This window comes from Xanthomonas sp. NCPPB 1128 (assembly GCF_001043115.1).
Classification (GTDB): domain Bacteria; phylum Pseudomonadota; class Gammaproteobacteria; order Xanthomonadales; family Xanthomonadaceae; genus Xanthomonas_A.
In genome coordinates this window covers 15,252-28,391 of the sequence record NZ_LFME01000027.1, presented here as the reverse complement: position 1 = coordinate 28,391, position 13,140 = coordinate 15,252, and the positions used below count along the sequence as shown (strand labels likewise).

General features: G+C 69.3%; 12 protein-coding genes. 4 read left to right on the top strand and 8 right to left on the bottom strand.

The features are described 5' to 3' along the window. Positions 1-8 precede the first annotated feature (8 nt). Positions 9-1,355 (bottom strand): phosphohexomutase domain-containing protein, encoded by a 1,347-nt coding sequence (locus ACP93_RS15660; RefSeq protein ID WP_048491601.1) that lies wholly within the window; start codon positions 1,353-1,355, stop codon positions 9-11. Positions 1,356-1,488: 133 nt separating this feature from the next. Between ACP93_RS15660 and ACP93_RS15655 the strand changes: the two genes are divergently transcribed. Beyond that, a complete protein-coding gene (locus ACP93_RS15655; protein WP_048491600.1) occupies positions 1,489-2,226 on the top strand; it encodes a CoA transferase subunit A in 738 nt (245 codons plus the stop codon). A gap of 1 nt (position 2,227) precedes the next feature. Continuing rightward, a complete protein-coding gene (locus ACP93_RS15650) occupies positions 2,228-2,860 on the top strand; it encodes a CoA transferase subunit B (protein ID WP_048491599.1) in 633 nt (210 codons plus the stop codon). Positions 2,861-2,876: 16 nt separating this feature from the next. Here ACP93_RS15650 and ACP93_RS15645 read toward each other — a convergent pair whose 3' ends face one another. Both ACP93_RS15645 and ACP93_RS15640 read right to left on the bottom strand, forming a co-directional pair. After that, positions 2,877-4,943 (bottom strand): glycoside hydrolase family 99-like domain-containing protein, encoded by a 2,067-nt coding sequence (locus ACP93_RS15645; RefSeq protein WP_048491598.1) that lies wholly within the window; start codon positions 4,941-4,943, stop codon positions 2,877-2,879. Next, positions 4,940-6,583 (bottom strand): electron transfer flavoprotein-ubiquinone oxidoreductase, encoded by a 1,644-nt coding sequence (locus ACP93_RS15640; RefSeq protein WP_048491597.1) that lies wholly within the window; start codon positions 6,581-6,583, stop codon positions 4,940-4,942. Before ACP93_RS15640 ends, ACP93_RS15645 begins: the two co-directional genes overlap by 4 nt. A 114-nt stretch (positions 6,584-6,697) precedes the next feature. Between ACP93_RS15640 and ACP93_RS15635 the strand changes: the two genes are divergently transcribed. After that, positions 6,698-7,315 carry an alpha-ketoglutarate-dependent dioxygenase AlkB family protein gene (locus ACP93_RS15635; RefSeq protein ID WP_048491596.1) on the top strand — a complete coding sequence of 206 codons (618 nt, stop codon included), beginning with the start codon at positions 6,698-6,700 and terminating at the stop codon, positions 7,313-7,315. 234 nt (positions 7,316-7,549) lie between these two features. Here ACP93_RS15635 and ACP93_RS15630 read toward each other — a convergent pair whose 3' ends face one another. The 4 genes from ACP93_RS15630 to ACP93_RS15615 all read right to left on the bottom strand — a co-directional run bounded on the left by ACP93_RS15630 (position 7,550) and on the right by ACP93_RS15615 (position 11,162). Beyond that, positions 7,550-8,224, bottom strand: coding sequence for an ABC-type transport auxiliary lipoprotein family protein (locus tag ACP93_RS15630; protein WP_048491595.1), 675 nt, complete (start codon positions 8,222-8,224; stop codon positions 7,550-7,552). Next, positions 8,221-9,147, bottom strand: a complete 927-nt coding sequence (locus ACP93_RS15625) for an MlaD family protein (protein ID WP_019797240.1) — start codon at positions 9,145-9,147, stop codon at positions 8,221-8,223. Before ACP93_RS15625 ends, ACP93_RS15630 begins: the two co-directional genes overlap by 4 nt. A gap of 4 nt (positions 9,148-9,151) precedes the next feature. Continuing rightward, entirely contained in the window at positions 9,152-9,973 is an 822-nt protein-coding gene (locus tag ACP93_RS15620; RefSeq protein WP_048491594.1) for an ABC transporter ATP-binding protein, read from the bottom strand. A gap of 76 nt (positions 9,974-10,049) precedes the next feature. Further along, positions 10,050-11,162 carry an ABC transporter permease gene (locus ACP93_RS15615; RefSeq protein ID WP_048491593.1) on the bottom strand — a complete coding sequence of 371 codons (1,113 nt, stop codon included), beginning with the start codon at positions 11,160-11,162 and terminating at the stop codon, positions 10,050-10,052. A gap of 100 nt (positions 11,163-11,262) precedes the next feature. Between ACP93_RS15615 and ACP93_RS15610 the strand changes: the two genes are divergently transcribed. Then, on the top strand, positions 11,263-12,522 hold the full coding sequence (locus ACP93_RS15610) for a threonine/serine exporter family protein (RefSeq protein WP_048491592.1): 1,260 nt from the start codon (positions 11,263-11,265) through the stop codon (positions 12,520-12,522). 61 nt (positions 12,523-12,583) lie between these two features. Here ACP93_RS15610 and ACP93_RS15605 read toward each other — a convergent pair whose 3' ends face one another. After that, entirely contained in the window at positions 12,584-13,057 is a 474-nt protein-coding gene (locus ACP93_RS15605; RefSeq protein WP_048491591.1) for an H-NS histone family protein, read from the bottom strand. Positions 13,058-13,140: the final 83 nt, after the last annotated feature.

Below are 13,140 nucleotides of genomic sequence, written 5' to 3'. Positions count from 1 at the left end.
TGGTGGGATCAGTCGCGCAGCAGCTCGGAAATCTCCTGCGTGCGCTGTTCCAGCAGGGCTGCGTCGCCGCGGGTTTCCACGTTCAGGCGCAGCAGCGGTTCGGTGTTGGAACTGCGCAGGTTGAAGCGCCAGTCGGCGAATTCGGCGCTGACGCCGTCGGTGTAGTCCAGCGTCGGCGCATGCGCGGCGAAGTGTTCCATCACCCGCGCCACCGCCGCCTTGGCGTCGGCGACCTTGAAGTTGATCTCGCCGCTGCACGGGAACTTCTGCATGCGTGCCTCGACCAGGTCGGCCAGCGAGCGGCCGGACTGCGACACCAGCTCGGCGATCAGCAGCCACGGGATCATGCCCGAGTCGGCGTAGGCGAATTCGCGGAAATAGTGGTGCGCGCTCATCTCGCCGCCGTACACGGCGTTCTCGCTGCGCATCTTCTCCTTGATGAAGGCATGGCCGCTCTTGCACAGCACCGGGATGCCGCCGGCTTCCTCGACCTGCTCGATCGTGTTCCAGGTCAGGCGCGGGTCGTGCACGACCTTGCCGCCCGGCTGCTTGGCCAGGATCGCCTGCGCCAGCAGGCCCACCAGGTAGTAGCCCTCGATGAAGCGGCCGTCGGCATCGAAGAAGAAGCAGCGGTCGAAGTCGCCGTCCCAGGCGATGCCGAAGTCGGCGCCGTGCTGCTTGACCGCGTTGGCGGTGGCGGCGCGGTTCTCCGGCAGCAGCGGGTTGGGGATGCCGTTGGGGAAGTGGCCGTCCGGCTCGTGGAAGACGCGCACGAACTCGAACGGCAGGTGCGGCGCGAGCAGGTCGACGATGGCGCCGGCGCCGCCGTTGCCGGCGTTCACCACCAGCTTCAGCGGCTTGAGCGTGGCGCGGTCGACATAGCTCAGCAGGTGTTCGATGTAGGCGCTCTTGTCCGGGCGGTGGTGCTCGGCGGCGGTCGGCTCAACGGCTGGCGCGGTATCGGCGGCGACGGTGTCGCGGATCGCGAACAGGCCGGTGTCGGAGCTGATCGGGCGCGCGTTCTCGCGCACCAGCTTCATGCCGTTGTAGTCCATCGGGTTGTGGCTGGCAGTCACCATCACGCCGCCGGCGGCCTGCAGGTGGTCGGTCTGGAAATACACTTCCTCGGTGCCGCACAGGCCGATGTCGATGACCTCGCGGCCGCTGGCGCGCAGGCCGGCCGACAGCGCGTCCTGCAGCCCCTGGCTGGCCAGGCGGACGTCGTGGCCCACGACGACCGGCCCGCTGCCCAATTGCCCCGCCAGCGCCACGCCGATCCTGCGGGCCAAGTCCTCGTTCAGTTCGTCGGGAACGCGGCCGCGGATGTCGTAGGCCTTGAATGCGGGAAGCGACATGGAAGAGGGTCCTAGTTGGGGGAAACCCGAGTGTAACGTTACGGCGCTTAATCGGTCGTTGCGGCGGTGCGGCGGGGGTCGCAGTCCCCGAGCGGCTAAACTAGCTGTCTACATTCCAACGCGGAGCTGGCGAATGGGCGACACCTCTACCCCTGCGGGCGGACGGCGCGGCAAGCTTTTCCCGGATGCGGCCACGGCGCTGGCCGACGTGGTGGCGGACGGACAGATTCTGGCGGTCGGCGGGTTCGGCCTTTGCGGCATCCCCGAGGCCTTGATCGCCGCCCTGCGCGACAGCGGCGTCAGCGGACTCACGGTGATCTCCAACAATGCCGGGGTCGACGGCTTCGGCCTTGGCCAGCTGCTGGCGACGCGGCAGATCCGCAAGATGATTTCGTCCTACGTCGGCGAGAACAAGGAGTTCGAACGCCAGTATCTGGCCGGCGAACTGGAACTGGAATTCAACCCGCAGGGCACCCTGGCCGAGCGCCTGCGCGCCGGCGGCGCCGGCATCCCCGCGTTCTTCACCGCCACCGGCTACGGCACGGTGGTGGCCGAGGGCAAGGAGATCCGCGAATTCGACGGCAAGCACTACGTGCTGGAGACCGCGCTGCGCGCCGACGTGGCCCTGGTCAAGGCATGGAAGGCCGATACCGCCGGCAACCTGGTGTTCCGCAAGACCGCGCGCAACTTCAACCCGGCCTGCGCGATGGCCGGCAAGCTCTGCATCGCCGAAGTCGAGGAAGTGGTGGAGACCGGCAGCCTGGATCCGGATCAGGTGCACCTGCCCGGCATCTACGTCGACCGCATCGTGCACAACCCGCATCCCGAAAAACGCATCGAACAGCGCACCCTGCGCCAGAAGGACGCCTGACATGGCCTGGACCCGCGACGACATGGCGCAGCGCGCCGCCCGCGAACTCACCGACGGCGCCTACGTGAACCTCGGCATCGGCCTGCCGACCCTGGTCGCCAACCACATTCCCGAGGGTGTGGACGTGTGGCTGCAGTCGGAGAACGGCCTGCTCGGCATCGGCCCGTTCCCCAGCGAGGACGAGGTCGACGCCGACCTGATCAACGCCGGCAAGCAGACCGTCACCGCCCGCGCCGGCGCCAGCTACTTCGGCAGCCACGATTCCTTCGCGATGATCCGCGGCGGGCATATCGACCTGGCCATCCTCGGCGCGATGCAGGTCAGCGAGAAGGGCGATCTGGCCAACTGGATGGTGCCGGGCAAGATGGTCAAGGGTATGGGCGGCGCGATGGACCTGGTGGCCGGGGTCAAGCGCGTGGTCGTGCTGATGGAACACGTGGCCAAGGACGGCAGCCACAAGATCCTGCCGGCCTGCGACCTGCCGCTGACCGGCGTCGGCGTGGTCGACCGCATCATCACCGACCTGGCGGTGTTCGACGTCACCGACAGCGGCCTGATATTGGTCGAGACCGCGGAGAGCGTGGACGAGGCCGAACTGGTCGCCAAGACCGGCGTGCCGTTCCGGCGCGGATAAGGACGCGCCGCGCCGCTCAGGCGCTGCGCTGCGCGTAGGCGTAGTCGGCGGCTGCCGGCAGTGGCTGGCCGAGCAGGTCGGCCACGGTGGTGACGCGATAGCCGACGCGCTCTGCCAGCGGCGCCGCCAGCCGTTCCACCGCATGCGCCAGGGTGGCGTCGAGCTGACCCTGCTCCGCCTCGAACTCCGACGGGTACAGGCCGCTGTCCAGCAGCGGCCGCAGCGCGTTCAAGCGTGCCCAGAACATGCTGCCCGAGACGAACTGCGCCTGCTCCAGGGGAGCGTCGCTGTAGCCTGTCCGGCGCAGCAGATAGTCGGCGGCGGCGCGGTTGCCGCCCCAGAAGTCGGCCAACGGCAGCAGATGGCCTTCGGGCGCGACCAGGCCGAGTGCAGGATCCTCGGCGAAGGCCTGCAGCACGCGCGCGGCGCGGTCGGTGCCGGCCAAGCGTTGCAGCAGTTCGTTGCGCCAGGCATCGCCGTTGCGCAGATGGGTGCTGCGCTTGGTGTGCAGCTTCAGCGCCACGTCCACGCCGTCGCGCAGCAGCCGTTCGGCCGCGTGCAGGAACGGCAGGATGTCGCGGCCGCGGTTCTCCAGCACCATCACCTCGGACGGCAACGCGCACGCACGCAGGTGCGTGCGCACCGCATCGGCCTGGTCGGGCGAGGTGGTGACCAGCAGACGCCACGGCAGGGCGCTCGCGGCGAGCTGCGCCAGCAGTTCGGGCAGCACGTCCGGATACCACGCGTGGATGATCGCGTGCGGCGTCGCGTCGCGTGCCGGCAACGGCGCCAGCGCGCGGCGGGTGGCGTCGAGATAGGCGTGCCCCAACCGCGCATCCGGTTCCAGCACGGCGCCTTCGGCCCACTCGTTCCAGGCGTTGACGAACACCAGGCGCTGTTCGGCGCGGCGGCCCTGCAGCCGGGTGTGGATGGTGCTCCGCAGCCAGTCCTCGTAACCGCGCGGCGAGGCGTGCAGATAGACGCGGCCGGCGCCGGGACGGCGCGCTTCGTTGTCCCAGCCCGGGTTGACGCCCGGATACAGCAGGTACTCGGGCAGCGGGCGCGCGGCGATCTCCGCGGCCAGGGCGCGCCAATCCAGCACGGCGCCGCTGTAGTCGGGATTGAGCAGTTGCTGGTCGGCGGCCAGCGAGCGCGGATTGCTCATGTTCGGCGGGAACTCGACCGCTGCGTCGAAACCGATGTCGCGCGGGTCCGGCCGCTCGAAGCCCTGCACGTAGGCCAGGTGCAGTTCGCCGATGCCGTGCTGCCGGCACCAATCGCGCCAGCGCGTGGCGGTGGCCTGCGGATCCGGCAGCAGATGCGGGCGATACACCAGCAGCATCGGCCGGCCGTCCACGCGCAGGCAGCGCGCATCGCGCAGGTAGTCGGCGACGTGCGCGATGAAGTCCAGATCGTCCTGCGCGCTGTGCGCCTGCGCCATCAGCACATCGTCGCCGCGGCCGTCCCAGCGCCGCGACCATTGCTCGTTGGCCCAGCACAGGCAGAACGGCAGCTCCAGCGTGGGATCGTCCAGCCACTGCCGCAGCGGCGTCTCCAGCAAGGTCTTGCCGCCGAACCAGTAGAAGTAGAAGCAGAACGCGCCGACGCCGTACTGCTTCGCCAGCGCCACCTGCTGGCGCATGCTGTCCGGGTTGCGCAGATCGTAGAAGCCAAGGTCCGCCGGCAGCCGCGGCTGCACATGCCCCTCGAACTGCGGCAGCGCGCGGCTGACGTTGCGCCATTCGGTGAAGCCGGCGCCCCACCAGGCGTCGTTCTCCGGGATCGGGTGGAACTGCGGCAGGTAGAACGCCACCACGGTGGCCGGCAGCGGCGTGGGCAACGGCGCCTGCTGCGCGGACACATGACCGATCGCGCGTTCGTCGGCGCGCGCGCGCGGCCGGCGTTCGCGGTAGCCGTCGGTGGCGCGGCCGCGCGGCGGCGGCGGCACCAGATCCGCATGGCGCTCCAGGAAGCGCGCGCGCAGGCGGTCGCGCTGCGCCGGCGCCAGCGGCAGGGCGCGGAAGCCCGCGCGCAGCGTGAGGTACAGCGCGGTCTTCAGGCGCGCGAGCAGGCCTGCGCTCACAGGTTCTGGTAGTTCGGCCCGGAGCCGCCTTCCGGCGTCACCCAGTCGATGATCGCGTAGGGATCCTTGATGTCGCAGGTCTTGCAGTGCACGCAGTTGGCGGCGTTGATCTGCAGGCGCTTGCCGGCCGCGTCGTCGACGATCTCATACACCGCCGCAGGGCAGAAGCGCGTGCAGGGGTTGCCGTATTCCTCGGTGCAGCGGGTCACGCAGATCTGCGGATCGAGCACGTGCAGGTGCACCGGCTGGTCCTCGTCGTGCTCGGTGGCGGCGAAGTACACGCCCTGCAGGCGGTCGCGCGGGGCCAGCTCGCGCTGCACGTAGTCGCGCTTGGGCTGCTCGTGCTCGCCCAGCCGGTCCAGGCTCTTCCAGTCGGCGCCGACCTTCAGTGTCCACGGCGAGGCGCCCTTGACCAGGGTCTCCCAGGCGCCGTTGAGCAGGCCGAACCACAGGCCCTTCTTGAAGCCGGGCTTGATGTTGCGCACCTGACGCAGCTCGGCCATCACCTCCGAGCCGCGCAGGCGTGCGTCGAAGCCGGCCGGGTCGAGCGCGGCGCCGGCGGCGAGATGTTCGGCGGCGAGCATGCCGCTGCGGATCGCCTGGTGGGTGCCCTTGATCTTGGGCACGTTGAGCAGGCCGGCGGTGTCGCCGATCAGCAGCGCGCCGGGCATCTCCACCTTCGGCAGCGACTGCCAGCCGCCGCTGGCGATGGCGCGCGCGCCGGCCGAGAGGATGGTGCCGCCGTCGAGCAGCGACTTCATCATCGGGTGGTTCTTCCACTGCTGGAAGGCCTCCCAGGGGCGGTACTCGGGGTCGTGGTAGTCCAGGCCGCTGACGTAGCCCAGCGCCACCTGGTTGTTCTCCAGGTGGTACAGGAAGCTGCCGCCATAGGTCTTGCTGTTGGCAGGCCAGCCCAGGGTGTGCACGATCTTGCCGGTGCTGACGCGGCCTTCGGGCAGCTGCCACAGCTCCTTGATGCCGATCGAGAACGCCTGCGGATCGTGGCCGGCGTCGAGTGCGAAGCGCGCGATCAGGCGCTTGGTCAGGTGTCCGCGCGCGCCTTCGGCCAGCACCGTGACCTTGGCGCGGATGTCGATGCCGGCGGTGTAGCCGGGCTTGTGCGATCCGTCCTTGGCCACGCCCATGTCGCCGATGCGCACGCCCAGCACCGTGCCGTCCTCGGCGTGCAAGGTCTCGGTGGCGGCGAAGCCGGGGTAGATCTCCACGCCCAGTGCTTCGGCCTGCGGCGCCAGCCAGGCGCACATCGCGCCGAGGCTGACGATGAAGTTGCCGTGGTTGCGCATGCCCGGCGGCACCATCGGGAACTTGTGCCCGCCGTCCTTGCTCAGGTACCAGAACTCGTCCTCGGCCGCCGGCACGCAGATCGGCGGCGGGTTGTCGCGCCAGCCCGGCAGCAGCGCGTCCAGCGGCGCCGGTTCGATCACCGCGCCGGACAGGATGTGCGCGCCGATGGTGCTGGCCTTCTCGATCACGCAGACCGAGATGTCGGGGTTGAGCTGCTTGAGCCGGATCGCGAACGCCAACCCGGCCGGGCCCGCGCCGACGGTGACCACGTCGTACTCCATGACGTCGCGCTCCACTGGCTCCGGCGCGTTGGCGCCGCCCTCGGTTCCCGTCATCTGCTCCGCTCCCGTTTGGCTCGTTCTGGCTGCCTGCATTTTCAGGGTTTGCGCGTGAAGGGGCAAATTCCGCACGCCGGCGTACGGTGGCCGCCGGCATGCTAGCGTGGCGCGATGGAACTGGACCTGCCCGGCGCCGATCTGCGCTGGTATCCCGAATGGCTGGACCCGACCGCGGCGGCGGCGCTGTGCGCGCAGTTGCTGCACGAGGTGCCATGGGAAGTGCACCGGATCCGGCTGTTCGGCAAGCTGGTCGATTCGCCGCGGCTGAGCTGCTGGATCGGCGACGCCGACGCCAGCTACCGCTATTCCGGTACCCGCTTCGCGCCGCATCCGTGGCCGGCGACGCTGCTGCCGCTGCGTGCGCGGCTGACCGCCGAGACCGGGGTGGCGTTCAACAGCGTGCTCGCCAACCGCTACCGCGACGGCCGCGACGCCATGGGCTGGCACAGCGACGACGAGCGCGAACTGGGGCCGGCGCCGGTGATCGCCTCGTTGAGCCTGGGCGCTACGCGTCGCTTCGTGCTGCGCCATCGCCAGCAGCCGGCGCTGCGCCAGACGCTGGAACTGACCTCCGGCGGACTGCTGCTGATGGCGGGCGACACCCAGCGCCTGTACCGGCACGCCCTGCCGCGCACCGCCAGGCCGGTGGGGGAGCGGATCAATCTGACGTTCCGCCGCATTGCGCCTCTCTTCTCCCTCCGGGAGAGGGTACCCCGCAGGGGCGGATGAGGGTCGGGTGGCTGGGGCTGTGTCTGGAGATGACGCCGTGGCCGCCGTACCCTCACCCCCGACCCCTCTCCCGATGGGAGAGGGGAGCGAAGCTGTGATCCCTTCTCCCTTTGGGAGAAGGTGCCCCGAAGGGGCGGATGAGGGGCGGATGGCTAGGGACGTGTCTGGGGAAGACGGCTCCGCGGCCACCGCACCCTCACCCCCGACCCCTCTCCCGGTGGGAGAGGGGAGCCATCAGCGTCGCGGCGGCTTCGGGCTGGCGGGCGGCGGTACGCTGGGCGCCAGCGCGGTGGCGGCGTCGGCCTGGCCCTGCTGCAGGGTCCAGCCGACCACGTCATGGCCGAGTTGCGACATGGCCTGGCCGAAGGCGTCGACCACCTGCGATTCGGCGGTGCCGGCGGCAGGCTGGGTCACCAGGAAGGTGCGCGAGGCGACCACGCGCTGGTCGGCGCTGTACAGCAGCTTGGCATTGAGTTCGATGGTGGCCGACGGCACCGCGCGCCCGGCGTAGTCCGATTCGAAACGGCGCAGGTCCAGCAGCAGCTTGTAGTCGGCGCGGATGCCGGTGCCGAGTCGGGCCACGCCGGGGATGCGCCCGGAATCCTCGAACGCGCGCAGCAGCATGTCCTCGAGCATGTCGGTGGCCGGCTGCGCCCAGCTCACGCCGCCGTACACCTGCAGTTCGTCGGGCGTCGGCCGCACGGCGATGCGCGAACTGTCGACCACGCGCGCGGCGCTGGGCTTGGTCAGCGCCAGTTGCCAGCTCACGGTCGGCCAGGCCGGGTCCGCGGTCACCCGCACGTCCGGCGCGTAGATCGTCACCGGCTCCTTGCTGCCGCCGGGCAGCGAACAGCCGGTCAGCAGCAGGGCCGGCACGGCGAGCAGGAAGAAGGCGCGCATCGGCTTCATTTGGGTTTGAACTCCTTCGGGGCGTCGCGGCCGAGCAGGTAGCGCGCGGGGTTGTTGTCCAGGCGGTCGCTGACCCGGCGCAGGTCGCGGATCAGGCCGCGCAGTTCGGTCAGGGTCGGGCCGAGCTGGCCGAGGCCGTCGTTGGCGAAGCTGTTGATCGCCGAGCGGTTCTCGCCAAGGATCTTGTCGGCATTGCCGGCCGCCGAATCCAGCTTGCTCAGCGTGTCCTCCAGCTTGTCCAGGATCGGCGGCAACTGCTGCACCAGGTTCTGGTCCAGGCGCTGGATGGTGCCGTTGGTGGTCTTGAGCGTGGTGTCCAGGTTGCGCGCGGCGTCGCGCGCGCTGACGATCAGCGACTGCATGCCCTGGTCGCGGTCGGCCAGGCCGCCGCTGATGGTCTCCAGGTTGTGCAGTGTGGCGGTGATGCTGGCGACGTTGCGGTCGCTGAGCACCTCGTCAAGACGTTCGACGATGCGGTTGGCGGTGTCGGTGATGTTCTGCAGCGCCGAGGGCGTGGTTTGGATGATCGGCGCATCGCTGTTGTCGATCGAGGTCAGCGTCGGTGCTTCCGGGGTGCCGCCGGAGAGCTGGATGATCGACGGGCCAGTCAGGCTGGTGATGCCCAGCTTGGCGCGGGTGTCGCTCTTGATCGGCGTGGTCGAGTTGACTCGGATCCGCGCCACCACCTGGCGTGGGTCGTTCGGCGCCAGGGTCAGCTCGGTGATCGAGCCCACCGCGATGCCGTTGTACTGCACCGGGCTGCCGACCGACAGGCCGGTCACCGCCTCGCGGAACACCACGCGGTATTCCTGCCAGGTGCGGTCGGAGGAGTACTTGGCGGCCCAGAGTCCGAACAGCAGCAGCGCGATCCCCACCACGATGGTGAAGGCGCCGATCAGCACGTAATTGGCTTTGGTTTCCATGGGCTCAGGGGGTCTCGGTCCAGGCGGTCTTGGCATCGCGCGCGGCGCGGGCGCGCGGGCCGTGGAAATACTCTTGGATCCACGGATGGTCCACTTGCTCGATCTCGGCCAGCGGCGCGTTGGCGATGACCTTGCGGTCGGCCAGCACCGCCACGCGGTCGCAGATAGCGTACAAGGTGTCCAGATCGTGGGTGATGAGGAACACGGTCAGGCCCAGCGCTTCCTGCAGGGTGCGGATCAGCCGGTCGAAGGCGGCCGCGCCGATCGGGTCCAGCCCGGCGGTGGGTTCGTCCAGGAACAGCAGTGGCGGGTCCAGTGCCAGCGCACGCGCCAGCCCGGCGCGCTTGCGCATGCCGCCGGACAGCTGCGAAGGCAGCTTGTTCAGCGCGTCGGCAGGCAGGCCGGCCAGCTTGACCTTGAGCAGCGCCAGTTCGTAGTGCCAACTGTCGGGCAGTTCGCCGAAGTGCTCCTTCAGCGGCACCTGCACGTTCTCGCCGACGGTCAGCGAGGAGAACAGCGCGCCGTCCTGGAACAGCACGCCGGTATTGCGCTCCACGTGCAGGCGATCGGCGCGACGGCCGGAATCGGTGTCCACGCCGAGCACCTGGATCTTGCCGGCATCGGGGTCGCGCAGGCCGAGGATGGTGCGCATCAGCACCGACTTGCCGGTGCCCGACCCGCCGACCACGCCGAGGATCTCGCCGCGGCGCACGTCCAGGTCCAGGTCCTCGTGCACGGTCTGGCTGCCGAAGCGATTGACCAGGCCGCGCACGGAAATGGCCAGTTCCTGCTCGGGATTCGGGAGTGGAGATTCGGGATTGGTCAACGCAACCGCTCCCGCCCAGGCGCGTAGCGCCCGGCTTCAACGAATCCCCAATGCCCAATCTTCAATCCCGGCTCCATCACCACCCCATGTTCATGAACCACAGCGCGGCGATCGCGTCGATGATGATCACCAGCGAGATCGTCTGCACCACGCTGGAGGTGGTGCGCTCGCCGACGGACTGCGCGGTGCCTTCCACCCGCAGTCCCTCCAGGCAGCCGATCAGGCCGATCACGATGGCGAAGATCGGTGCCTTGGACAGGCCCACCAGCATGTGCCGGATCTGGATGGTGTCGTGCATGCGCGCCAGGTACATCTGCGGCGGGATGCCCAGGTCGAAAGCGCCGACGGTGACGCCGCCGGCCAGGCCGGCGATCATCGCCACGAAGGTCAGCAGCGGCAGCATCAGCAGCAGCGCCACCAGCCGCGGGATCACCAGCAGGTCCATCGGGTCCAGGCCCAGGGTCTGGATCGCGTCGACCTCCTCGCGCGCCTTCATCGCGCCGATCTGCGCGGTGAACGCGCTGGCGGTGCGTCCGGCCAGCACGATCGCGGTCAGCAGCACCGCGAACTCGCGCAGGAAGGCGATGCTGACCAGCTCCACCACATAGATCTCGGCGCCGAAGTCGCGCAGGATCGTGGAGCCGAGGAAGGCGATCACCGCGCCGACCAGATAGGACAGCAGTGCCACCAGCGGTACCGCGTCCAGGCCGACCTGCTCCATGTGGTGCACGGTGGCGGTCATGCGGAACCGGCGCGGCGCGTGCAGCAGCCGCAGCAGCTTGACCAGGGTTTCGCCGAGGAAGCCGACCAGGGCGACGATTTCCTTGCCATTGCGGTGCACCGCATAGCCCAGGCGTTCCAGCGCCGCGGCGAAGCCGTAGTCGCGCTTGCGCTTGGGGCGATCGTCGGCGACGTCCTCGATGGTCGAGACCAGGGCGCGGTGGTCCTGGCGGAAATCCAGCGCCTCGTGGGCGATGCCGTTGCGCGTGGCGTAACGCATCAGTTGCAGCACCCCGGCCGAATCCAGCTGGCCGATGCCGCTGGCGTCGATGCCGGTGGTACCGGCCGGCATGCCGCGCAGCACTTCCGAGGAGGCCAGTGCGGTGGCCAGGGTCCAACTGCCGGTCAGCCGCACCCGCGAGGGGTCTCGGTCGTCCTGGCTGAGTTTGGGCGGTTGCGGTTCGATCATGGGGGCGTCCGGTGCGCGAGCATACCTGTTTCGCCCGTGTTGCAAATGTGGTGATCGCGACGGGGTGGCCGGGCGCGGCGTTCGCGCCATACTAGCCGACATGCCCGCCGCTCCCACCGTCAGCCCCTCCGCCAACGCGACCTACGCGCAGCGCATCGCCTTCGTCTCCGACATCGCCGGGCGACTGCACACCTACGGCACTACCGCGCAGCGGCTGGAGGCGGCGGTGGTGGCGCTGGCGCAGCAACTGGACCTGGACTGCGAACCCTGGTCCAACCCGACCGGGCTGATCCTCAGCTTCAGCGACCCGACCAAGGCGATCGGCTCCAGCGACATCACCCGTGTGGTGCGGCTTGCGCCCGGCGACAACGACCTGCACAAGCTCAGCGTCGCCGACCGCATCGCCGACGATGTGGCCAGCGGGCGCATGAGCGTGGCCCAGGGCCACACCGCGCTGCGGCAGCTGGATCAGCCGCCGGGACGTCGCTGGATGGCGATGCAGGTGCTGGGCTTCGGCCTGGCCGCGGCCGGCGTGGCCGGGCTGTGGCGCCTGCCGTGGCTGGACATCGCCACCGCCACCGCGATCGGCCTGCTGATCGGCGTGCTCACCCAGCTCACCGACAAGCGCCCGGCGACCAAGGAAGCCAACGACGCACTGGCCGCGCTGCTGGCCGGTTTCGTCGCGACCCTGGTGGCCAGTTTCGTGGCGCCGCTCAATCTCAATACGGTGATCATCGCCTCGCTGGTGGTGCTGCTGCCGGGAATGGCGCTGACCAATGCCGTCAACGAACTGACCAGCCAGCACTGGGTGTCGGGTACGGCGCGCTTCGCCGGCGCGGTCACCACCGTCGTCAAACTGACCGTCGGCGCGGTGATCGCGGTGACCCTGGCGCAGTTGCTCGGCCTGGAGCCGATGGTCCGGGCGTCGCGGCCGCAGCACGGCTGGGTGGAGTGGGCCTCGCTGCTGGTCGCCGCCTATGCCTTCGCGCTGCTGTTCAAGGCCAGCCTGCGCGATTATCCGTTCGTGATGGCGGCATCGGTGGCCGGTTATGCGGTCGCGCGCTTCGCTGGCGATGCCTGGGGCAGCCCGGTCGGCATCTTTCTGTCGGCGATGGTGTTGACCGCCGCCGGCAACCTGTTCGGCCGCATCGTGCACCGGCCGGGCGCGCTGGTGCGGTTGCCGGGCATCATCATGCTGGTGCCCGGGAGTGCCAGCCTGCGCGGGCTGTTGACCCTGGTCCAGCAGCAGGACGTGCTCGGCGGGCAATCGGCGCTGCTGACGGTCACCAATATCGTGATGGCGCTGGTCGCCGGCTTGTTGTTCGGCAATCTGTTGATCCCGGCGCGCAAGAATCTTTGAATCCGGTAATAAAAAACGCCGGCATGCACCGGCGTTTTCCGTTGCGATCGGCGCTGCCGGATCAGGCTTTCGGCGCGGCGCTCTTGCTGGCCTTCTTGGCGACGCGCTTGACCGCCTTCTTGGTGGTTTTCTTGGCGGTTTTCTTGGCCGGCGCGGCGGATTTGGCAGCGCCGCCGGCGATCAGGAAATCGTCGACCTTCTTGCCCTTGGCGACCAGATCGGCCAGCCAGCGCGGCTGCTTGCCGCGGCCGGTCCAGGTTTCGGCGGCATTGGCGGGATTGCGGTATTTCGGCGGAACCTTGCCCAGCTTGCGGCCCGGCTTCGGACCCGGCTTGCCGGCCTTGCGGCCGCGCGCGGCGGGGGCGCCGCCGAAGACTTCCTCGATGCTGTAGCCGTGGCTCTTGGCCAGGCGGGTCAGCTGGGTGCGGACCTTGGCGATGGGGGTGCGCTTGGCGACGATGGACTGCTGCTTCTTGGCGGTCTTGATGAGCGCGCCCAATTGCTTGGCCGACAGGCCGCTGAGATCGATGGTCATCTTTACTCCGGAAAATGGGTGGTGGCCTTCCGCCATTCCCTGGCAGCGCTGAATCATAATGATGCCGAATCGGCTTGACAAAT